The organism is Pedobacter alpinus (assembly GCF_042684645.1).
GTDB lineage: Bacteria > Bacteroidota > Bacteroidia > Sphingobacteriales > Sphingobacteriaceae > Pseudopedobacter > Pseudopedobacter alpinus.
On record NZ_JBHULV010000013.1, the window covers coordinates 19,918 to 43,309 of the forward strand.

The 23,392-nt window shown below is 34.2% G+C and carries 19 protein-coding genes; 4 read left to right on the forward strand and 15 right to left on the reverse strand.

Going from position 1 to position 23,392, the window contains the following annotated elements:
- Positions 1 to 2: 2 nt before the first annotated feature.
- Entirely contained in the window at positions 3 to 1,229 is a 1,227-nt protein-coding gene (locus tag ACFSSE_RS04630; RefSeq protein WP_379041725.1) for an alanine dehydrogenase, read from the reverse strand.
- 1,269 nt (positions 1,230 to 2,498) lie between these two features.
- On the opposite strand from ACFSSE_RS04630, the gene ACFSSE_RS04635 reads away from it, so the two are divergent.
- Together ACFSSE_RS04635 and ACFSSE_RS04640 are read left to right on the forward strand one after the other, a co-directional pair.
- Entirely contained in the window at positions 2,499 to 4,787 is a 2,289-nt protein-coding gene (locus ACFSSE_RS04635) for a Tex family protein (protein ID WP_379041757.1), read from the forward strand.
- A 358-nt stretch (positions 4,788 to 5,145) separates the two neighbouring features.
- The gene (locus tag ACFSSE_RS04640) at positions 5,146 to 5,727 is read left to right on the forward strand and encodes a hypothetical protein (protein ID WP_379041727.1); all 582 of its coding nucleotides are present in this window, start codon (positions 5,146 to 5,148) and stop codon (positions 5,725 to 5,727) included.
- Positions 5,728 to 5,971: 244 nt separating this feature from the next.
- Here the strand turns inward: ACFSSE_RS04640 and ACFSSE_RS04645 are convergent, their stop codons facing one another.
- The 12 genes from ACFSSE_RS04645 to ACFSSE_RS04700 all read right to left on the reverse strand — a co-directional run bounded on the left by ACFSSE_RS04645 (position 5,972) and on the right by ACFSSE_RS04700 (position 19,318).
- Positions 5,972 to 8,047, reverse strand: coding sequence for a prolyl oligopeptidase family serine peptidase (locus ACFSSE_RS04645; protein WP_379041759.1), 2,076 nt, complete (start codon positions 8,045 to 8,047; stop codon positions 5,972 to 5,974).
- Between the two features lie 302 nt (positions 8,048 to 8,349).
- Positions 8,350 to 9,852 carry an RNA-binding domain-containing protein gene (locus tag ACFSSE_RS04650; protein ID WP_379041729.1) on the reverse strand — a complete coding sequence of 501 codons (1,503 nt, stop codon included), beginning with the start codon at positions 9,850 to 9,852 and terminating at the stop codon, positions 8,350 to 8,352.
- Positions 9,849 to 10,232, reverse strand: coding sequence for a hypothetical protein (locus ACFSSE_RS04655; RefSeq protein ID WP_379041731.1), 384 nt, complete (start codon positions 10,230 to 10,232; stop codon positions 9,849 to 9,851). Before ACFSSE_RS04655 ends, ACFSSE_RS04650 begins: the two co-directional genes overlap by 4 nt.
- Positions 10,165 to 10,404, reverse strand: coding sequence for a DUF4062 domain-containing protein (locus ACFSSE_RS04660; RefSeq protein ID WP_379041733.1), 240 nt, complete (start codon positions 10,402 to 10,404; stop codon positions 10,165 to 10,167). Before ACFSSE_RS04660 ends, ACFSSE_RS04655 begins: the two co-directional genes overlap by 68 nt.
- A gap of 215 nt (positions 10,405 to 10,619) precedes the next feature.
- Positions 10,620 to 10,958: a preprotein translocase subunit SecG gene (gene secG / locus ACFSSE_RS04665; protein WP_379041735.1), complete on the reverse strand. Its 339-nt coding sequence runs from the start codon at positions 10,956 to 10,958 to the stop codon at positions 10,620 to 10,622.
- Between the two features lie 11 nt (positions 10,959 to 10,969).
- Positions 10,970 to 12,895 carry a hypothetical protein gene (locus ACFSSE_RS04670; protein WP_379100747.1) on the reverse strand — a complete coding sequence of 642 codons (1,926 nt, stop codon included), beginning with the start codon at positions 12,893 to 12,895 and terminating at the stop codon, positions 10,970 to 10,972.
- Positions 12,896 to 12,944: 49 nt separating this feature from the next.
- Positions 12,945 to 13,460 (reverse strand): LPS assembly lipoprotein LptE, encoded by a 516-nt coding sequence (gene lptE / locus ACFSSE_RS04675; protein ID WP_379041739.1) that lies wholly within the window; start codon positions 13,458 to 13,460, stop codon positions 12,945 to 12,947.
- 3 nt (positions 13,461 to 13,463) lie between these two features.
- Positions 13,464 to 14,702, reverse strand: a complete 1,239-nt coding sequence (locus ACFSSE_RS04680) for a sigma-54 interaction domain-containing protein (RefSeq protein ID WP_379041741.1) — start codon at positions 14,700 to 14,702, stop codon at positions 13,464 to 13,466.
- A 128-nt stretch (positions 14,703 to 14,830) separates the two neighbouring features.
- Positions 14,831 to 16,369 carry a MiaB/RimO family radical SAM methylthiotransferase gene (locus ACFSSE_RS04685; protein WP_379041743.1) on the reverse strand — a complete coding sequence of 513 codons (1,539 nt, stop codon included), beginning with the start codon at positions 16,367 to 16,369 and terminating at the stop codon, positions 14,831 to 14,833.
- 335 nt (positions 16,370 to 16,704) lie between these two features.
- A complete protein-coding gene (locus ACFSSE_RS04690) occupies positions 16,705 to 17,403 on the reverse strand; it encodes a response regulator transcription factor (protein WP_379041745.1) in 699 nt (232 codons plus the stop codon).
- Between the two features lie 71 nt (positions 17,404 to 17,474).
- The gene (locus ACFSSE_RS04695; RefSeq protein WP_379100753.1) at positions 17,475 to 17,561 is read right to left on the reverse strand and encodes a hypothetical protein; all 87 of its coding nucleotides are present in this window, start codon (positions 17,559 to 17,561) and stop codon (positions 17,475 to 17,477) included.
- Positions 17,562 to 17,581: 20 nt separating this feature from the next.
- Positions 17,582 to 19,318 (reverse strand): sensor histidine kinase, encoded by a 1,737-nt coding sequence (locus tag ACFSSE_RS04700; protein WP_379100750.1) that lies wholly within the window; start codon positions 19,316 to 19,318, stop codon positions 17,582 to 17,584.
- A 299-nt stretch (positions 19,319 to 19,617) separates the two neighbouring features.
- On the opposite strand from ACFSSE_RS04700, the gene ACFSSE_RS04705 reads away from it, so the two are divergent.
- Together ACFSSE_RS04705 and ACFSSE_RS04710 are read left to right on the forward strand one after the other, a co-directional pair.
- Positions 19,618 to 20,007, forward strand: coding sequence for a hypothetical protein (locus tag ACFSSE_RS04705; RefSeq protein ID WP_379041749.1), 390 nt, complete (start codon positions 19,618 to 19,620; stop codon positions 20,005 to 20,007).
- A 62-nt stretch (positions 20,008 to 20,069) separates the two neighbouring features.
- Positions 20,070 to 20,873, forward strand: coding sequence for a tRNA pseudouridine synthase A (locus tag ACFSSE_RS04710; protein ID WP_379041751.1), 804 nt, complete (start codon positions 20,070 to 20,072; stop codon positions 20,871 to 20,873).
- 468 nt (positions 20,874 to 21,341) lie between these two features.
- Here the strand turns inward: ACFSSE_RS04710 and ACFSSE_RS04715 are convergent, their stop codons facing one another.
- Positions 21,342 to 22,268 (reverse strand): nucleotidyl transferase AbiEii/AbiGii toxin family protein, encoded by a 927-nt coding sequence (locus ACFSSE_RS04715; RefSeq protein ID WP_379041753.1) that lies wholly within the window; start codon positions 22,266 to 22,268, stop codon positions 21,342 to 21,344.
- A complete protein-coding gene (locus tag ACFSSE_RS04720; protein ID WP_379041755.1) occupies positions 22,261 to 23,055 on the reverse strand; it encodes a type IV toxin-antitoxin system AbiEi family antitoxin domain-containing protein in 795 nt (264 codons plus the stop codon). The genes ACFSSE_RS04715 and ACFSSE_RS04720 overlap by 8 nt, the downstream gene beginning before the upstream one ends.
- Between the last annotated feature and the right edge of the window lie 337 nt (positions 23,056 to 23,392).

Consider the following 23,392-nt stretch of genomic DNA (forward strand, 5'->3'; position numbering starts at 1 on the left):
ATTTATTGCTTGCTAACAATTAACAGATTCAAATCTTTATGCGCAAAACCAAATCTTTGCGCTAAATCAATGTTAGTTATTGAACCTTGATAAATGTAAACCGCATTTCTTATGCCAGCTTTTTCCCAGATCAAATTCATAATGCCTCCCATTTCGCCAATATCAATTAAAATGGGTGTAAAAATATTAGTTAAGGCATACGTTGCAGTACGGCTAACTCTTGATGCTATGTTTGGCACACAATAATGTATTACATCATGTTTTCTAAAAACAGGGTTTTTATGGTTAGTAACTTCAGATGTTTCAAAACAGCCACCTTGGTCTATACTTACATCAATAACTACCGAGTTTGGTTTCATTTTAGCTACCGTTTCTTCGGTAACCATACAAGGGCTACGTCCATGTTCTGCCCTTACAGCACCAATAACAACATCGCAAGTAATAATTGCTTTTTCCAAAACCAAGGGCTGCATAACCGAAGTAAAAACTCTGCTTCCTATATTGTTTTGTAAACGCCTTAAGCGGTACAAAGAAGAATCAAACACCTTTACTTGGGCACCTAAACCAATTGCTGTACGGGCAGCATATTCGCCAACAGTACCAGCGCCTAAAATCACAATTTCTGTAGGCGGCACACCAGTAACGCCGCCAAGCATTAAGCCTTTACCTCCAAAAACATTACTCACATATTCAGCAGCAATTAAAATAGAAGTAGCACCTACAATTTCGCTCATTGCCCTAACAACGGTCAAAATATTTCCCTCGTCTCTTAAAAGTTCAAAAGCTAAAGCAGTTATTTTTTTGCTCATTAAAGCAGCTAAATGCTCCTTTTTAAGCGTTCCGGTTTGCAAAGCAGAAAACACAATTTGGTTGTGCTTCATCATAGCAATTTCATCAAGCGTTGGTGGCGCAATTTTTATAATAATATCCGCTTGGTAAACTTCATTGGTATCATATACAATTTTTGCCCCTTGCTCACTGTATTTAATGTCGGCAAAATTTGCAGCCAAACCCGCTCCCGACTCAATAACCACTTGATGACCATTATTTACCAATAATGCAACCGATAAAGGCGTTAAAGCAAGTCTGTTTTCCTGAAAAGAAGTTTCTTTGGGGATCCCTATATAAAGACTATTCCTTTTTGGCTTTTGCGCTTCAAAAGATTCCTGAGGCTGCATCATTGCTTGTTGTGCTACTTCAGAAAAACAACCGGTCATCGTTTTTTTCATCTTATTATTTTATGCAGAGTTTATATATTTTGGGCGTTCGGGCTGGCTGTCCGCTAAATCTTTATGGTCTCAAAAAGCCATAAAGGATATCGCTTCCATCCTTAACGCAAAAAATGTAATGTTTATTTATTAAATTATAATGCAATTTAACTTATTTTGTTGTCTATAGTCATTATTAAAAACTTGTTTTTTGCGGTGTGGTTTAAAAATTTTAAACCATTATTAAAAACACTAGTGTTTTGTTTGCCCAAAAATACACGCAAATTTTATACTGTTTTGAATATAAATTTAACTGTTATAATTAAATATCATGCCTAAACCGTAAACTAAATGAGTTCAAAATTTTATAAAGTTAAAAATTTGCATTTATAATTGATAGCGCATATAGGTGCCTCTAAATAATTTGTATAGCACCATTTATAAAGCTCACACTATTCTGTTTGTTAGCGAAGTGCATGTTTTGTAGGTTAAGTGGATTATACTAATACACCTAGGTTATAAATTCTAACGCTGTTCTACATGTTAGCGAAGCGCATGTTGAACTTGGAAATAAAGTGGATTTCTAAACCACAAATTTAAAGACAAATAGATTTGTAGAAGTTTGAAAGTGGATTACAAATCCTTTTCATTTATTAATTCGAGATGCGCTATGCTAACATCTTGAACAGCTAGTTGGATGGTTATATGCTTCCCGCAGATACCGCTGATTTGCGCAGATTTTTCTTGAAATGTTAGAAAGCCAACTCTGTGACCTTTGCGCCTTCCGCGGTTAAAAAACACCTTCACTATTAAAAAAACTTTGTACCCTTTGTGTTAATTTTTTCTCCCACAGATTTCGCAGATATGTGCAGATAAAAAATATATTCCCATCCAACTCTGTGACCTTTGCGCCCTCTGCGGTTAAAAAACACCTTCACTATAAAAAAGCTTTGTGCCTTTTGTGAAAAACCTCCGTTTCCTCTTTGGTAAAACATCTTTGTGAAAGCAAAACCTCTATATTAGATAACCCTGCGTTTCGCGTTAACGATTGAAATGGCATCCTTTTTTTTGTCATCCTGGGCGGAGTCGAAGGAAGGCAATAAAAAGATACAGTGGAAAGCGTGTAAAAACGCCCAAATTAAATTTTTAAAAACCAAAATCTCACCCCTAAAACCCCCTCCTTTCAACTGGTAACCAACCAACATTATTTAATTATCAACCAATGTTTACAAAACAAATTTAATTTTGAGAGCATATTTCTCATCTTCGTATTTCAATAAAAAAACAACCATGTCGCAACAGCATATTTTTTTAATAGCGCAAGAATTAAATGTAGGAAGCAAACAGGTGGAAGCCACTTTAAATTTGCTTGATGAAGGTGCAACAGTTCCGTTTATATCAAGGTATAGAAAAGAAATGACGGGAAGTTTAGATGAAGTGCAGGTTGCTGCCGTAAGAGACAGGGTGCAACAATTAAGAGATTTAGACAAACGTAAAGAAGCAATTTTAAAATCTATAGAAGAGCAAGGTAAGTTAACAGATGAGCTTAAAAAACTTGTTTTAGCAGCCCAAACAATGGCCTTGTTGGAAGATATTTATTTGCCATATAAACCTAAACGCAAAACCAAAGCATCAATAGCCAGAGAAAAAGGTTTAGAACCGCTGGCATTAAGCATTTTTGAGCAAGACCAACAAAACCCAGATGCCGAAGCGGATGCTTTTATTGATGCTGAAAAAGGGGTGAATAATACCGCCGATGCTTTACAAGGTGCAAGAGATATTATTGCCGAAATGATTGCCGAAAATGCAGATGCAAGGTTAAAATTAAGGAATTTATTTTTTGATAAAGGCACTTATAAAGCAGAAGTTTTAAAAGGAAAAGAAGAAGAAGGCATTAAATATAAAGATTATTTTGACTGGACAGAGGCTGTAAAAACAGCCCCATCGCATCGGGTTTTAGCCATGCGACGTGGAGAAAAAGAGCTGATTTTAAAATTAGATGCTTTACCAGAGGAAGAAGCTGCCATTAATATTTTAGATCACCAGTTTGTAAAAGGCAACAACAAAAAAAGCCAGGAAGTAAAGTTGGCTTTAGAAGATGGTTATAAACGCTTGTTAAAGCCATCTATGGAAACAGAAACACGTTTAAAATCTAAACAATTGGCAGATGAAGAAGCGATTCGGGTTTTTGCAGAAAATGCTCGTCAGTTATTGTTAGCGGCGCCAATTGGACAAAAGCGAGTTTTGGCATTAGATCCAGGTTTTAGAACAGGCTGTAAATTGGTTTGTTTAGATGAGCAAGGAAAATTGCTCGAAAACAGCACCATTTATCCACATACAGGTGCCGGAGTGGCAAAAGAAGCAGCTCAAACTTTAAAATATTTAGTAGAGAAATATAAAATTGAAGCCATTGCAATTGGCAACGGAACGGCCAGTAGAGAAACTGAAGATTTTGTAAATGCACAAAACCTAGCAAACGTATTGGTGGTAATGGTTAACGAAAGTGGCGCATCAATTTATTCCGCTTCAGATATTGCTAGAGAAGAATTCCCCGACCATGATATTACCGTAAGAGGTGCAGTTTCAATTGGTCGCCGTATGATGGACCCACTAGCAGAATTGGTGAAAATTGATGCTAAATCTATTGGTGTTGGGCAATACCAACATGATGTTGATCAGAATAAATTACAAACTTCTTTAGATGATACCGTAATTTCTTGTGTAAATGCGGTTGGGGTTGAGTTAAATACAGCATCAAAACAAATTTTGGCTTACGTATCTGGTTTAGGGCCGCAATTGGCACAAAACATTGTGGATTACCGCAATTTACATGGTGCTTTTAAAAACAGAGCATCCTTAAAAAAAGTTCCACGCTTGGGCGATAAAGCTTTTGAACAAGCCGCAGGTTTTTTACGCATCAGAAACAGTGAGCATCCTTTAGACGCCAGTGCTGTACACCCAGAACGTTATGCTTTGGTAGAAAAAATGGCGAAAGATTTAAACTGCAAGGTTGCTGATTTATTAATTGATGCTAAACTAAGACAGCAAATAGACCTTAAAAAATATATTTCTGAAGAAGTTGGTTTACCTACTTTGCAAGATATTGTTGCCGAATTGGCTAAACCTGGCCGCGACCCTCGTGAGCAATTTGAAGCTTTTGCTTTTGCCGATGGCATCAACAAAATAGAAGATTTAAAACCAGGAATGAAACTACCCGGCATTGTGACCAATATTACCAATTTTGGTGCTTTTGTTGATATTGGCGTTCACCAAGATGGTTTGGTACATTTAAGCCAAATGGCAGATAAATTTATTGCTAACCCCAATGAAGTGGTAAAAGTATCGCAAAGGGTGCAAGTAACCGTTGTTGATGTAGATGCCGCCCGCAAAAGAATTTCTTTAACCATGAAATCTGGAGAGAAAAAACCAGCGCCAGCAAACACAGAAAGACCAGTCAGAGAAAAGCCGAAACCACAGCAAGCAGCAAAATCTTTTGTTAAGCCAAAACCAGAAAGCCCTAAAAAGGAAGAAAGCGATATAGCTATAAAATTACAAGCCCTAATGGGTAAGTTTAAATAGTTTTTTTAAAAACCTGTTGGGTTTAATCATAATGATAAACAAGGCCTAAGTTTTTCCTGGAAGAACTTAGGCTTTTGCTTTTCTATAACAGCCTGTCCCGGCTATACACTACAAATCCTCGCTTCGTTTCACTCGCTGTGGGTTTTCCGTTGCTATCCGGCTTAGAGATTTAGGCTGTTGCAGGTAAGCTGGTTTCCATTATTTAAATGATGGTTTCGTTTTTGGTTTTATTTGTTGAATTATAATATATTAGATAAAAATATATTTTGCATCAATGTCTTTAATACAGCTTACGTATATTGTGTTTGTGACATAAAGCGTCTCATATATATAAGTTATGCGTAAGCTTAAAAACTGAATGGAAACGAAAGATTATTTAATTATTGGATTAGGAATTTTAGGCTGGATTTGGGGTATAGTTCAATTTCGACTGAACAGAAAATATCAAAAAACCGATAAAGCCGTTGAAAAAAGATTTGAAGTATATTCTAACTTCATGAATCAAATGGACGAAATTGGTATGAATATGAGAAAAAATCCAAATGCTACCTATGGAATATCGAACGAATTCATGGCAGAAATGCTAACTTTTGACGAAGACCGAATTAATAGCGCTTTGTTGAAGTTTAATGAAAATCTTTTACAAACGACCAAAGACTCTCTACAACCTATGATGATTATTAATTCTGAACTGAATAAACTAAAACTTGTAGCAAGCGAAAGGCTATTACCTAAAATTATTTTATATAAGACTATAGTAAATGACTATACTAATGAATTTCAATCTGTATTAAATAATTTATCTATTAAAAATGACTTGCAATACAATGCTGACCAATTACAAAGCATCGGTCATGAAGAAAGAGGAAAAATAATGGGAGAACTCTGGCAAGAAATTGAAGTGTTAATGAGAGATGAAATCGACTATTACAAAAAATAAAGCCTACGCATGGCCACAAATTATAATGGCTGAACTGCTTTACGTTATTTCATCCCAATTAACTGAGTTTATACGGGCAGATAAGTTTTTGCTTTCTATGCCATTACAGCACAAATTAGCAAAATGTTAGGCGAAATAGGCTTTGCTTTTTAAATCTCATAACTTATATGTGTGATATTTTTCTATCGCTCAACGTGGCTATACGCTTAGCGTAATTAAATTAAGCTATCCCAACAATATTATTTTACTTCACATAACTCAAACCCATATTCTGAAACATAAAAGCCCATTTATCTGCCTGTTCTTCAATTACTTTTGCGGTTGATTTACCTGCGCCATGCCCAGCATTAGTTTCTATTCTTATTAAAACTGGAGCACCGCCTTTATGATATTCTTGTAAACGAGCTGCATATTTAAAAGAATGTGCTGGCACAACTCTATCATCATGATCTGCGGTGGTAACCATAGTTGCAGGGTAGCTTACTCCATTTTTTAAAGCATGATAAGGAGAATATTTATACAAATACTCAAACATTTCTTTAGAATCGTCTGCCGTTCCATAATCATAAGCCCAACCAGCGCCAGCCGTAAATTTGTGGTAACGTAACATGTCTAAAACACCAACGGCGGGAAATGCTACTTTAAATAATTCTGGTCTTTGGGTGGTAACCGCTCCAATTAACAAACCTCCATTTGATCCTCCAGATACTGCTAAATATTTGTTTGATGTGAATTTTTCTTTTATCAAATACTCGGCAGCAGCTATAAAATCGTCAAAAACATTTTGTTTAAGCATTTTTGTACCAGCATCATGCCATTTATCCCCATACTCGCCACCGCCACGCAAATTAGCAACAGCATAAACGCCACCTTGCTCTAATAGTAATATATTAGAAGTGCTAAAAGCTGGTGTTAAACTCACATTAAAACCGCCATAAGCATAAAGTAAAGTGGGGTTGTTACCGTTAAATTGTAAGCCTTTTTTGTAGGTAATAATCATTGGGATTTTTGTTCCATCTTTTGATGGATAGATAACCTGCTTAGATTCGTATTGTGTAGGGTCAAACTTTACACCCGATTTTTTATAAATTTCTGACTGTCCGCTTTCAATGTTATATTTAAAAACAGTTGATGGGAAAATGTAAGAAGTGAAGGTAAAATAAAGTTCGCTATCTGATTTTTTAGCCGAAAATCCGCTTGCAGTTCCAATACCTGGCAATGCAATTTCACGCTCTTTTTTACCATCTAAATCATACTGTAAAACTAAAGAAGTGGCATCTTTTAAATAACTAGCAAATAGTTTTCCGCCTGCTGTTGATGCTTCCATTACGTTTTCAGTTTCTGGTATTACATCTTTCCAATCGCTTTTATTTGGGGTTTTAGCATCAACAACCACTAATCTGTAATTTGGAGCTTGGTAATTGGTATAGATATAAAGTTTAGAACCTTTATTGGTTAAAATACTTTGTTGTGTATCAAAACCTCCAACTACTTTTACTATTCCGCTATTGGCTTGTGTTAAATCTTTTATGTATAACTCATTTCCAGTGGTTGAGTTTGCGGCTGTTATCACTAAATAGTGTTGGTCTTCGGTTAGGTAAGCACCAATATATCTGCGTTGGGTTTGGTTGCCCCCGAAAATTAATTTATCGGCAGATTGTGGCGTCCCTAGTTTATGGTAATACAATTTATGGTATTGGGTTAAACCCGATAGTTGCGAACCTTCTTCTGGTTTATCGTAACTGCTGTAATAGAAACCATCAGAACCATGCCAAGCAATACCAGAAAATTTTACGTTAGTTAAAGTGTCTCCAACAGAACTTACGTCAGATGTTTTTATAACCATTACGGTACGCCAGTCAGACCCACCCTCAGAAAGTTGGTATGCAGCTAAACTTCCGTTTTTAGAAAACTCTATGTCGGCCATAAAGGTAGTGCCGTCTTTAGAGAAAGTATTTGGATCTAAAAATACTTGTGGCTCATCATCGCCTTGTTGGCGGTAAAGTACAGCTTGGTTTTGTAAACCATCATTTTTATAGAAATAGGTGTAAGAACCTTCTTTAAAAGGAGCTGAAAATTTTTCGTAATTCCACAAATCGGTTAGCTTTTCTTTAATTGCCTTGCGGAAAGGTATTTGCTCTAAATAGTTTTGAGTAACCTTATTTTGTTGAACCACCCAAGCTTTTGTGGCATCAGAAGTGTCGTTTTCTAACCAACGGTAAGGGTCTTCTACTTTTGTTCCAAAGTAATCATCAGGTATGTTTTCTTTGTTAGTTTGTGGATAGGGTAAAATATTTATGGTATCTGCTGGTGCAATCATATTATCAGAAACGTTGTTATTACTACTATTACAACCTATGATGGTGGTGCTTAATAAAATTAGGCTGCTTAAACTTTTTATCTTCATAATTTATGTTTTTGGCAAAGCTTAAAGCTAATAAACCTTTGCATAATTAGGTTAAAATGAATGTAATAATTTTGAAAGGGTGTTTTTTAGGAAGGATGATGAAATTGTTGTTGAAGAAGGGTTTTAATTTTGAGTTTCGTTTTGCAGGTTTTTCAAATTCTTAATTTTTAGGAAAAATGTTCATAAAAAATACTAAACTTCTTAGCTGGTTTCCGTTATTTTAATTTTGATTTCATTTTCTTTGTTAAATAATAACCTCCTGTATGAGCTGCCTCTCCTCTAAATTCTATCAGACCACCATTCTTTAGTTGCTTGATATATCTTTCCATGCTACTATCGGATAAACCAGTAGCTTCTTTATATTCAGGAACTCTATTTCCCTCATGAGATACAATAGCACTTAATAGAATAGCTAGTTTATCTTTAACTCCTTTAGTTACTCCTTCAATAGCTCCTTCAATAGCTCCTTCAATAGCTCCTTCAACAGCTACCTCATTTGCTCCTTCAGTTGTTCCTTTACTTGCTCCTTTAGTAGCACCTTCAACTGCACCACCAAGTTTAACATCACTGAAGAAGGTTAACTTAACAGTTTGTTCTCCTATTTCCCATACTGGTGCTTTAATACCAGCTTGTTTACAAGCTTCTATAATCTTTAAAGTTCCTCTACCTATCTTTTCAATATAACCTCTTAGAAAAACTATATGTGCTATATCAGGATTATATGGCATTGATAAATGGTTCTTCTTTAATTCGCTTTGTTTGAAAGGAGATTTACCACTATTTGTAATTTCTAGTTTGTCGTTATAAATAATAATTGATAAAGCACTTGAAACTAAACCATATTCTCTATGTACTAAAGCATTCATAACTCCTTCTCGTAAAGCAGCCATTGGAAAAACATAATCATCTGTTCGTTTCCAATTGTTGTTTTCAAATTTTCGGCTAAACGATAAATGCTTTTCAAAGAACTGTTGAATGGCTTCTATATTTTTAAACAAATTGCCTTCTAGCAATTGGTCATCTTTAAAAACATCGCCTGTTTTTCCGTGGTCGAGAAATGCCACACGAACTCTTGCTTGTGGAATAAACCGTGAAGGCTTTTTAGCAAAAAGAACTACAGCGGCATTTGTGAAATTTCCATTTTGAAAAAGTCCATAGTAGGATAGAAATTCAAGTGGTTCTTTCTTAATGTTTTTCATCTTATTGTCAGACAAAGCCACATCCATTGTTTTTTTGATTTCTTCTAAATCCAAATCTTCCAACTCTACACCTAATGCTGCTTGCCGTTCCCAATGTATTTCTGTCTCCTGCCTTTTATGGATTAGCTCAGAAATTTCTTTTGATGATGCCTGAATTGTTCTATCATTTCTACGGTAATAAATGCTGCCGTTAAAAATGTACGGTTGTTTTGAACCTTCCCAAACTTTGATTAGCAATAATTGTTTTTCTCCATAATTTTCAACTGAAACCATTACGGGGGCTTCGGGCACTAGTTCTTTAATCAGGTATTGTTCAATTTCAAATTGCCATTTATCTGCGTCTTTAATGCCTTTAATTTCCTTATTGTCGGCAATGCCAATGAGTAACTGACCGCCTTCGTTATTTAAAAAACCACAAATAGTTTTTCCAATAGTATCTTTACGAATAACTTCTTTAAAATCAAGCTGTCCGCTTTCGTCCTGCTTTAACAGGTCTTTTATGAGTTGTTCTGTTTTCATTGTACTGGATTATTTAAATTAGCTAATTCACGTTCTACACGCTTAATGTCACGGAATAAAGTTTCAACGTGTCTTAATGCTTCATCGGGTCTAAAAAACTCCTGTACCCAATGATATTTCCGTTCTTCATATGCTAAATTTATTTGTACAGCGTCGTTATACATGTCAATCACTTTTACACTATCCATTACAGAAGTGGATTGAATTTCAAAATTGTTGCGTTGAGTTTTGGCTGCATCAGCATATATATATTGAGCAAGCAGTTTTCTTGAGAAGGTTACAAAACTGTGAGCAATAAATCTTCGAGGTTTGTCAATGGCAATAGCTCTTTGAAATTCTATGTGTAATTCCAGTGCTGTACATAGGGTTAATGATGCCAAAGAAAATATCGCAATCAGCAACTGCAGCAAGGCAAGCATCCGTATTATTCATTCCTAATGGTGGATGAAGTGTTCCGTATTCAGAATTGATAACGTGGTAACCATACGTATTCAAAATACCGCAAATTTGCAAAAGCAAATCACGGTTTTGATACACCGTTGAGGCTACCATAATATTTATTTTTTTCTTCTTAGCCATTTACAAATTTCCCAAAATAGATTTAAATCAGGTTAAGTTCTTTTCTATTTTTTGATACTTTTTTTGCCTTGTCTTTGGATTTAAAACGCAACCCAAACTTAGAAAAACTATCCCAGCTTTAAAGTAAGTTAATTAAAACAAAAAAAGCTCCGCAAAATTTTGCGGAGCTCTAAATTTTATATTTTAATTTACTTTTTTGTAGTATCAGTTGTGCTTGGTTGTGGCATTGTTGGCAATGCAGAAGGTGCCGCAGTTTTGTCAATTTGCTCCTGTATTTTAGAATCTTTATTAACTGCTGCTCCGGTTTTAGGACCGCCTACATTAACTAATATAGCTATTACCATAATTGCTATTGCTAAACCCCAAGTACCTTTTTCTAAGAAATCTCCAGTACGTTGTACACCAATAATATTGTTTGATGATGAGAAGCCAGAAGACAAACCACCACCTTTAGGGTTTTGAATTAAAATTACTAATACCAAAAGGATACATAATAAAATACCCAATATTACTAAAAACGTTACCATATTTATTTTTTCTAATTAACTTTTAATTCCAAATATTTTATTTGGCTGGCAAAGTAAGTGCTTTTTTCTGGATATTTCAAACTTAATTTTTTGTAAACATCTAAGGCTTTGTGGTAAAGCATTTGTTCTACATAAATTTTAGCTAAAGTTTCTGAAACTACTTCGTTTGAATCTTCCGAGCTTTTCTTTGCCTTATTTTCTGTGTCTATTTTATTTGCTGCTGGAGGCTTAATTTGAGGCTCTTCTTTTATAAATTTCTCAATAATATTCGACTCTTTTTTTCTGAAATCAAATGGAAAACCAAAGCTTTTTTGCTGTGATTGCTCTATATCTTCAACACTTCTTAATTGAAATATATTTGTAGCAATTTGTTGGTTTAAACTGTCTGTAGCTATTTTCGTTTTAATTTCTTCTTTATTTTTTACAACGTTTTTTGAGTATGGCTGTGTATTAGCCTCATGTTCTTTACGGGTTTTGTTTAACCACCATAAAAAAGTATAAGGCATACGCTCGTCATTGTATTGACTCAAGTTTTCTTGGTTTGCCAGTTGTACTTTTGATTGTTCATCTAATTTTGTTGGTTCTATGGCAGGCTCTTGTTTTTCTCTTTTTGCAAATGCAAAAAAGTCGGAAGCAACAGGGCTGTCAAAAATTAACTCAGACTTATCAGGTTTTATTTGATTGTCAATTTTATTTGATTTTTCAGTTTCTTCAACTGGTTCAGCAACATCTTCAATGTTTTCGATTGCGTTTTCTTCTGCTAAAGGCTCTTCAATAGTTACTTCGTCATCCTCAACTGGCTCAGCAACATCTTCAATATTTTCGATTGCGTTTTCTTCTGCTAAAGGCTCTTCAATAGTTACTTCGTCATCCTCAACTGGCTCAGCAACATCTTCAATATTTTCGATTGCGTTTTCCTCTGTTAAAGGCTCTTCAATGGTTGTTTCTTCTTCCTCAACAGGTTCAGCAACATCTTCAATATTTTCGATTTCGCTTTCCTCTGTTAAAGGCTCTTCAATAGTTGTTTCTTCTTCCTCAACAGGTTCGTCGATATTTTCGATTTCGTTTTCTTCTGCTAAAGGCTCTTCAATAGTTACAACTTCATCCTCAACTGGCTCAGCAACATCTTCAATATTTTCGATAGCGTTTTCCTCTGCTAAAGGTTGTTCAATAGTTACTTCATCCTCAACCGGCTCAGCAACATCTTCAATATTTTCGATAGCATTTTCCTCTGCTAAAGGCTCTTCAAAAGTTACTTCTTCTTCAACCGGCTTAGTAAATCTTTCAATATTTTCGAGAGTGTTTACCTCTGCTAAAGGTTCTTCAATATTTACTTCCTCTTCAACTGGCTCAGCAACATCTTCAATGTTTTCGAGAGTGTTTACCTCTGCTAAAGGCTCTTCAATAGTTACTTCTTCTTCAACCGGCTCAGCAACATCTTCAATATTTTCGATAGCATTTACCTCTGCTAAAGGCTCTTCAATAAGAGTTTCATCAGTGATAACGTCATCCTCATCAATAATTAATTCTTCATCAACTGAGTAATTTTCAGCCTGTTGGTCAGATACTACCAATCTGTTTAAATCAACCCCGAAAGCTTGGCCAAAATCATTTGTCTCCTCAACTTCTTTTATAGTTTCTGTTTCAAAAACTGTTAGAGAATCGTCTAATTCAATAGTTTCTGTCTCGAATTGATTGGTATGGTTTACAAATTGATATAGAACCTCTCCAGATGATGTAAATACGGCAGCTTTGGCTAATTTATTTTCAAATGCAGCACTTTCTTTAGCAGCTTGAGTGGCCAAAAAATGTAAACTTTGGCAATAAGGATATTTCAGAACTAAATCCTGAATTAAAATTAAGTCTTTTTCTACTAAGCTTTGAGGCTTAGCATGATAACTTATAAACTTATTTGCCTCTTTAATGTTTAAATCCACCTATAATTTTGCTAATACTTATAAAAAACCTTGTGAAGTTAATAAAAGCCTACCAATTGGCAAATGCCTTATTGTAAATATCCTCTGTTAATTGCAGATTAATGTCTTTTACCAAAGCTGGTTCTTGACTGCTAAAAGGAGATCCTTGAGGATTGAAATCTTTAAATCTGGTAAAAGATTGGTCGAATCCTTTATCGGGTTCTAACTTATTTGTGTATTTAACTTGTACTGTAATAGATAAGCGGGTAAGTCCAGCGGTAACTTGTTCTGTTGCCTGTATAGCAACTGGTTGTAAATTGTAATCGGTAATTCTACCTTGGAAATTTGCATCGCCATCAACCCTTAAAAAGCTTAAACTGGTTTGTGTTCTAATCCTATCTTTTAAAGCTTCCGTAAAAGATTGACTTAAATTTGGATTTACTATTGGTGCTGAATTTTCAAAAACTATTACAGAAACTGTTTTCATACCAGCTGAAATTGAGCCTCCTGTAAAAGAGTAAATTCCGCAACCTGCAAGTGAAACTATAATAGAAAGTAACAGGACAAAAAGAATATTTTTTTTCATGGATTAGCTCAAATTTAATTCTTTAATTTTTCTGTACAAAGTACGTTCAGATATACCTAACTCTTCTGAAGCGGCCTTACGTTTTCCTTTATGTTTTTTAAGTGCCTTTTTAATCATATCAGCTTCTTTATCAATTAAAGAAAGAGATTCTTCTATTTCCTCGGCATCATGTGTAATTTGGTAATTTTCATCAGTACGAGTAATATTAACTGGATGTTGAATGGTTAATTTAGACTCGTTTACGGGCATTTCTAAATCATCGTATAATGCATTAATTATTTGTGGGTTTTGAGCAGCGTAATTAGAAACATCATCTCCGTTATTGATAATATCTACTACTAATTTTTTAAGCTCTACCATATCTTTTTTCATATCAAAAAGCACTTTGTAAAGAATATCTCTTTCAGAAAAATCTTCTTTATTGCTATTTTGATTCAAGCGCATTGGCAAGCTTGAGGTATTATCTGTTGGGATGTATGATAATAATGTTTGCCCAGTAATGTGTCTGTCTCTTTCTAAAACGGCAATTTGCTCGGCAATATTTTTTAATTGTCTCACGTTTCCGGGCCAATTATAATTGATTAAAACTTGTACCGCACTATCATCTAAAGTAATATTTGGCGAACGGTATTTGTCAGAAAAATCGGCTACAAATTTTCTAAAAATTAAATGGATATCTTCTTTACGGTCTCTTAATGGTGGTATTTTTAGAGGTACAGTATTTAAGCGATAATATAAATCTTCTCTAAATTTACCAGCTTTTACGGCTTCAAACATATCAACGTTAGTTGCAGCAACTACCCTTACATCTGTTTTTTGTACTTTAGAAGAACCCACTCTAATGTACTCGCCAGACTCTAAAACTCTTAATAACCTAGCTTGTGTACCAATTGGTAATTCGCCAACTTCATCTAAAAAGATAGTCCCCCCATTTACCACTTCAAAATAACCTTTACGAGCTTCATGCGCCCCAGTAAAAGAACCCTTTTCATGTCCAAAAAGTTCGGAATCTATAGTTCCTTCTGGTATTGCTCCGCAGTTTACAGCTATAAAAGGTCCGTGTTTACGAGCGCTTAAATTGTGAATAATATGAGAAAAAACCTCTTTCCCAGATCCACTTTCACCAGTAATTAAAACGGTAATATCAGTAGGCGATACCTGTCTGGCAATATCTATAGCTCTGTTAATTAAAGGCGAACCCCCAATTATGCCAAAGCGTTGTTTTATGTCTTGTACGTCCATTATTAATTAAATGTGAGTATTGAGATGTGAGTATTGAGATGTCGCATGGCTACCCAAAAAATCTCACAGCCATAATTTTTTATAAAACAGATTATTTATTAGAAAAGCAAAGGTCTCAATACCCAATACTAATCTACTATTCTTCCTATTAAAGTTGCTGTTGTTGTTTTTTCTATTAATACATTCACGTAATCGCCGGGTTTAACACCTTCTGTTACCGGAAAAATTACCATGTGGTTATGGTCGCTACGACCACAATATTCTTGTTTAGATTTTTTAGATAAGCCCTCTATCAATACTTTCTCTACCTTACCTATTCTTTTTTGTGCTCTGTATTTGCTGTTAATTTGTTGTAAATCAATAATTTCCTCTAACCTTCTTTGCTTTACTTCGTCAGTTATATCATCTGCTAATTTCTTTGCAGCTGGCGTTCCAGGTCTTTCAGAATACGAATACATATAAGCAAATTCATATTGCACCATTTCCATTAAGCTTAAAGTTTCTTGATGTTCTTCTTCTGTTTCGCTACAAAAACCAGTAATAATATCTGTTGAAATAGAACATGTTGGGATGATATTTCTGATTGCTGCAATTCTATTTACATACCATTCTCGTGTATAAGTACGGTTCATTAAATCTAAAACTCTTGAACTTCCAGATTGTACTGGCAAATGAATATAATTACAAATGTTATCGTACTTGGCTATCGTATGTAAAACTTCATCTGTAATATCTTTTGGGTGCGATGTCGAAAAACGAACTCTCATATCTGGGCTAACCAAAGCAACCATTTCTAATAGTTGGGCGAAATTTACGGATGCCTCACCCCAACCCTCTCCGGAGGAGAGGGAGTTACCTGCTAAGTTGCTCTTAGTATTAGCATTATCCACTGCTTCCGTTTCGTTTTCTCCTGCGCTTCCTTCTCCTTTGGAGAAGGATTGAGGATGAGGCTTTCTCCATTTATATGAATCAACATTTTGACCCAATAAAGTTACCTCTTTGTATCCTGCATCTCTTAAATCTTCTGCTTCTTTAACGATAGAAAAAGCATCTCTGCTGCGTTCTCTGCCTCTGGTAAAAGGTACCACGCAAAAAGAACACATATTATCGCAACCACGCATAATTGAAATGTATGCACTAATTCCGTTTGAGTTTAAACGGATTGGACTTAAATCTGCATAGGTTTCTTCTCTGGATAGCAATACATTTATTGCTTTGTGGCCATCATTCACTTGTGAAATTAAGTTAGGCAAATCGCGGTAAGCATCTGGGCCAACCACAACATCAACTAATTTTTCTTCTTCTAAAAATTTAGATTTTAAACGCTCGGCCATGCAACCTAATACGCCAATTACTAAGTCTTTATTTTCTCTTTTTATGGCTTTAAATTGCTTTAATCTGTTTCTTACACGGGTTTCTGCATTTTCACGGATAGAGCATGTGTTTATAAAAATAACATCGGCTTCCTCATAAGTTGGCGTGGTTGTAAAACCTTCTTTACTTAAAATAGAGGCAACAATTTCACTATCGGCAAAATTCATTGCGCAACCATAACTTTCTATATATAGTTTACGCTGATTTAGTGAATTACTTTGATTATCTAAAATTAAAGCTTCTCCCTGCTTGGTCTCATCGTGTTGTTTTGAAGCTAAATCTATTTCTAACATTGCCTAAAAATTTTAAAAAACAAAATTACGAATTTTATGGTAAAATGACAGTTTGTCAGCCTTTATTTTTTAATGATGATTTTGGGATGATGATGTTCGTTTTTTTACCGTAGAAAGCACAAAGATGAACACAAAGTGAACGGAGTTTTCTTTGTTTTATACCCAAAAAGTAATTGGTGATCAAAGAGCTGGGTTTGAAACTTGAGATTTTATTAGCTGGTGTATAAGTAAAATATTTTTGCGGCTTGCGTTCTAACAGACTATTTACTATTTGTTTTGAAATATAGTTTTAGATTTAGGAACAGGGAATTTGGCTCTGGTTAACAATAATAAAGCTAATTTACCAGCAATTTATAACCTTTTCCATGTACGTTGATGATTTCTACTTTAGGGTCTTCTCTTAAATATTTACGCAGTTTGCTTAAAAAAACATCCATACTACGGCCGTTAAAATAATTGTCATCATGCCAAATTTGTAACAAAGCTTCTTCTCTGGTAAGTACATCGTTCATTTTTAAGCATAATAGCCTTAGTAATTCGGCTTCTTTAGTACTTAATTTTTGTTGGTTTTCGCCTATTATTACCAGTTGGGTTTGATAATCGAAAGTATAATTTCCTATGGTAAATTGCGTTGCTTTTGGTTCGTCGGTTTGGTTTTGATGCGATGTTCTTTTTAAAAGCGCATTAATTCTTAATAGTAATTCCTCAATACGAAAAGGCTTGGTAATGTAATCATCGCCACCTAAATTGTAGGCTTCAGTTTTATCTTCCATCATCCCTTTTGCAGTTGCAAAAATAATTGGGATGGTTGGATTAATTTTTCTGACGTCTTTAGCCAAGCTAAAACCATCTTTTTTGGGCATCATTACATCAAAAATGCAAATATCAAATTCGTTATCTACAAAAGCTTTTAAACCTTGCTCGCCATCAGTACATAAAACAACATCAAACTTACCTTTTAAACTTAGGTAATCTTCTAAAAGGATACCCAAATTAGGGTCATCTTCTACTAAAAGTAATTTTTTGTTGCTCATATTGTTATAAAATAGAGATGATTTATAAAAAGTTAAAATTACCGTGTTTTTTTTTATGGTTTCGCCCTAATTTAAACTAAAGGAAACTTAATTTCAAATTCGGAACCTTTATCTCTTTCGCTTTTTACGATAATGCTACCATTCATTTTTTTAACCATGTTATTTACATAGCTTAAACCTAAACCAAAACCTTTAACATCGTGTAAGTTGCAGTTGGGATGCGGTAAAATTGTTCGAAAATTTTCTTTAACTGCTCTTTATTCATTCCAATGCCGTTATCTTTTATCTTAATAAATAGGTTTTTGGAATCGTTATGGGTGCTTATGGTAATTTCTGGGTTTTCTTTACTGTACTTATTAGCGTTATCAATCAAGTTAAAAATAACGTTCGATAAATGCAATTCATCACCAAAAATAATTGAGTTATTAGCTTGAAGCTGTAAATTTAAAGTTGCGTTGTTCTTTTTAAGTTGTAAATCCATGCTGTCAACAACAAGCGCAATCAAATCATTCATATTTTGTTGCGCCAATTCTAACTTAACATCTTCCTTTTCAACCTTTGCAATATTTAAAACCCTTTCAATATGATTTCCTAGCCTCACATTTTCATCGTAAATAATATTTGCTAATTTACTAACACGGGCAGTATTTTGATTTATTTCTGGGTCTTTCAATGCGTCACTTGCTATCATTATGGTAGCTACTGGTGTTTTAAATTCGTGAGTCATGTTGTTGATGAAATCCGTTTTCATCTCTGATACTTTTTTCTGTTTTAGGATAGATGAAATGGTGAAAATAAAACTACCTGCTAAAACCAATAATAAGCTTGCCGATGAAAAAAGAATACTGCCCATATTGCTCATTATCACGCTGTTTTTTTCGGGGAAGGTAACCAGTAAATAACCGCCATCTCTTACCATATCTTTAGTAAATAACATGGTTTTGTAAGTGTTTTTAGGGGTAAATTCTGCTGTTTGTGAAGCCTTTGTGAAAATGACAGAATCTTCCTGAACTGAACTAATTCTATAATTATAATTAAGATTAATACCGTTATTTGCTAACTCTAATGCCAATAAAGAATCTATGTTTTGTGCTTCAACACGTTGTTTTAACGGGATACTTGCTTGCTGCATTTCCGTAGCAATATCTTCAAAAATTGATCTTTTGTCTTGTACTTTTTCAACAGAATCTAAATAATTATTTACTTTTTTAATTTGTTTTTCTGTTTGTCTTTTTTTTGATGCCAAACGCAGTTCAGTTTCAGAAATACCAGTTAAAAAATTAGGTTTGGGAATTGTTTTTAGAACAGTTCCTAAAACTGGGTCTTGTACCATGTAACGCCTTACGCTATCAATAACGGCTGCACCACGTTTAGTTATTTTTATACCATTGGTAATTGGTGGGGTTTCAACAATAGATTGCCTTTGTATAGTGTGCACAATTCCATATTCATCCATAACTTCATCCACATCAACTCTTAAATTGACGCTAAATTGTTGGTTTTCTGGTGCAACCGGACCATTATAAACCATTCTGTACGGATATCTACTTCTTATCATGCTATCTCTAAGTCTAAATATACTGTCAGATTTAGCTTGGTTAGCTTTCATTCGCCTAACAAAAGCGATGGTTGATTTTTCTGTAGACGATATTCTATTTTCTCTGCTGTCTTTTTTGTTTTCTCTAGCAATTTTGTTCTTTTGCATTTGTAGCTTAAAAGCTTCGTTTTGCGTTTTTCTATACGCTATATCTGCTTTTTGAGCTAAAAAAACCATGGCTTCTTTTTTTTCTAATTTATTAGAAACGTTGTGCAAAGCATCATTAACAGATTGGTCAAAAAGTTGAGATTTTAAATCGTAAGATTCACTAATAAAGTAGAATTGCATGGCCATTACACCCAAAAGTGCAAAACTCATCAAAGCCATTATTAAAATTATACTTTTCCGCTTCATCTCAAAACAAATATAAGATAGTAGTTTTTAAGCCTTTTTTGTTTAACAATATTTAACATTCATTAACAATAGGTTACATTTCTTTAAGAGGCAAATTCTTAAATTTGAGTTTAATAAAAAGCATTTATAAGTATTTAGTGTTTAGTTTTTTGTCTAAAAGGTGTTAGGCAATTAACGCCTTTTTTTTGTTTAAAACAGAAAATAGTACGTTTTCAAAAAAATAATTATTTAACTTAACTTTAATAAATTTAAAATCAAAAATCATGAAATTAAAACTACAGCTTTTCGCCACTTTATTTTTAGTTGCCGGGACTTTTGTAAGTAAAGCACAATCGGTAGTTACTTTCAAAAATTTAAATAAAGAATTAAATTTAAATACAAATACTTTAAATTCTGATACAAGCGGAAAATGGTCTGAATCAATCAAACAGTATTTTTTGGATCAAAAGAAAGCACAAAGACAAACAATTAGCTTAGATAATAAAGATGTTATAATCGATTATAAGAATAATATTATTGACGGCAAAATGGTTTTGTTAATTAATAAAAATTCTTATTTAGATACCGATTTTAGAATGCCAAATGGCTCTGAAGATATTGATTTAAAGATGATATATCCCAACAGAGGCTCTAAACCTAACAATGTACCATAAGGCGTTAAGTCTTTTTTCGTTTCTAAAAAACTTGAGATTGTTTAAGTTTGCCCAAATAAACAATGAGGTACTTTTTTCATATAGCGTACAAAGGAGCAAATTACCATGGCTGGCAAAAAAACGGTGATGTTATTAGTTTACAACAAACAATTGAAGAAAAATTAAGTCAGGTTTTAAAAGTACCTACTATTGTTAATGGTTGCGGGCGTACAGATGCACAGGTAAATGCCAGTCAGTTTTTTTTTCATGCAGATATTGATGTAGGTTTTGATACTACTTTAATGTTTAGGTTAAATCAAATTTTACCAGATGATATTGCTGTATTTGATGTTTTACCAATGGATGATTTGCCACATGCAAGGTTTGATGCTATAGAGCGCCAATACGATTATTTCATACATACCTATAAAGACCCCTTTTTAGGAACTTGCAGCTCGCAATATTTAGATTTGGATTTAGATTTTGATAAACTACAACAAGCGACAGCTTTATTGTTAAAGTATAATGATTATCGCCCGTTTTGTACCTCGCCAGATAAGAATGACCATACCATTTGCCATGTAAATTTTGCCAGTTGGTTGGTTGCAGCAAATGGCAATCAATTACGTTTTCAGATTAAAGCTAATAGGTTTTTAAGTAAAATGATACGGATAATTGTAGGACAACTATTAAGAGTTGGTACTGGAAAATTGAGTGTAGCAGCTTTTGAACATTATTTAATTGCTAAAGAAACACCAGCAATATTATATCCTGCGCATCCGCAAGGTTTATATTTATCAAAAGTCACTTACCCTTATTTAAATTTGGCTCCAAGAACGGAGTTTTTAGGCTTGAATTTTAAAGATGTAAATTGGGAAAAGATTTAAGGTTTTACTTTGTTATTCAACCACTTAATGGTTGATCCGGGACTTTTTTTCTACACCTAATATGACTCCAGAATTACTCCCTTTTTCTTTGGGAAAATTTGAACAATTTGGTGTTTTCTATAAAACAAAAAAGCTTGTAAACATTAAATTTACAGGCTTTTAGTTGTTTTTAACATTACTATTAGCGGAATGGACGGGACTCGAATATCGATTTTTATTCCCTGACTACCAGTTGTTTATGTTTCTTTAAAAACAAAGACGCCACGAATGACGCTTTTATTTAAATTTCTACGATTCTTACAATTCAAAAATGCAGCCCTCATAACCAAATTCTAATAACTTGTATGAGCTACGTTTCTTAATGTTAAAGATACCGTATTCTCTTCTGTTTTCAAAATCAAAAATGCAATTATTGGATTGCCGAAACCAATAATTCTGCTTTAATTTCCAATTTAAGAATAGAAAGCTTTAGCCTAGATATAGTATAGATGCAAGGTTTTCATAGGCCTGTTTATGCTTTTGAGGAGAAAGCTTTTCTAAGTTACGTAGCTTCCATCTTACCGAGGGCAATTCCGCAACTAATTCGGGGTTAACCATACCTAACAGTTCCCAATTCGGCTTTCTATTTTTGACAGAAAGTAAAAATTGTCTCTCATCATTCGTCATCTGTGTATTAATATCAGAAATCAACCGTTCTCTTACAGCAATGAGTTCGTCAAGTGAAACATCAATTTCCGCCATCTGCAAAAATTCGTTTTCATAAATACCCGATAAATCTTTACGGTTCGGGTTCAGAAGTTCAGCCATTGGTCTATGATGACTGATTAAGAAAACTAAAAAAGTTTTTCTTAAGTCTTCAGTCAGTCCTTCATTTTCATATAATTGAATAACGTCAAATAAATCTCTGGGATGTTGGCGGTCAAGGGCTGCGCATAATTTTCCGGCATATAGATCTGGATGAGATGCAACCAGCATTTCAGCGTATCCAAATTGCTTTTCCACCTCTTCCCGCACTTCCATCCTTACAGCAGGAAACAGACTTCCCCTTATTACTGGGGAAAGTTCAATTTTCACTTTATCCTCACCAACTGACACAATTAAACGTAAAGAGTTTTCCTGTTGCAGTGTTGTGTTTTGAACCTGTACGCCGGGTATATTTGATTTGATGTCAGAAGTTATCCTAGCAAAAGCCGCTTTGATATTCGCGATAGACGTTTCACGATCCTCCATAGGTAAATACAGTAAATCTATATCAACGGATAGTCTCGGCAATGGTCTATAGAAAAGATTAATCGCAGTACCTCCTTTGAGTGCAAAACAATTTTCTTTGTCAATAAATGGGAGCAACCTCAACAGAAGCCTAACTTGTCCCGTATATTCCTCTTTTTTACTCATAGCTTTCTGGTACTGTTATTAAATATTTTTTATCCAACTTCCCGCCTTTCACTATCATACGATTACCTGAACCCATACTTATTTTATCGCGATCTAACTTTGCCAGCCAAGGATGATTCAGTTGATCTGCAAACCAGAAAAAAAGCCGTCTGACTTTTATATTGTTGCATAACTCCAACAGTTTCTGCAATAGCCTTGGCGACAAGGTATTCATTCCCTGCATCAGTTCAAATGCATGTTCAAAACTGATTTGATTTGGAACATCATTTAAAATCTCGAGTATGGCTCTTTCCGGGATTGATATTTTTAAACCTTCTTTCGTGTTTTTCCAGCTTATTGTTTTCGTGAAACTATTATAGGTTTCTGTTATGTCTTTATCAGGAATACTTCCGAGAAGCACAGATGAATTCTGTTTTTCAAACTTGATATCGTTTGTTTGCTCGTTTACCCAAAACGGCAAGTTACTTGCGCCATAAAGTTTGATCAAACGCTTATCTGATATTGGTAAATAATGGGCAAGCTTTTGTAGTTCTAAAGAAGAGAGTCCGCCAACCACCAAATCAGTATTCAATCTTTTTTGTAGAAAATAGATAATATCTCCCCATTCTGTCAAAGATCCACTTCTTTTATAAACCCCATTTTTTACAGATTCTAGCTGTTGGCTTTTTACTAAATTGTCTATAGCGTGACCAGTTAAGTCTTTTGATTTTAACCATTTTCGGGTCACTAAAGCTCCTTCTGGTACTAACTTAAATATATCTTTTCGTCTTTGAGCATCTAATGGCATGTTTAACAAAGGTTAAGTTTACGGCAACCATCGCCGTAAACTCAAATATAAGTAAATATATTTATTTATCAAATATTGAATATTCGGCGATAGTCGCCGTAAATCGTTGTTTTTGTAAACTTTTGTTTTCATATTTACACGAATGCCATCTTTGATCATTCTTTGTAGTTAATTAGGTATGAATACATTAGATTTTGTTGTTATCTAACGAGGTTTTAAAGGATTCCGTGACACTTAAACAATGGTGTTCCAATAGATACTGGAATTGCAATAGTTTACTAGAGGTTTTTTATTGTCAGATTATTGTTTTTTGAGTAGCATTAATTAGATTTATAAA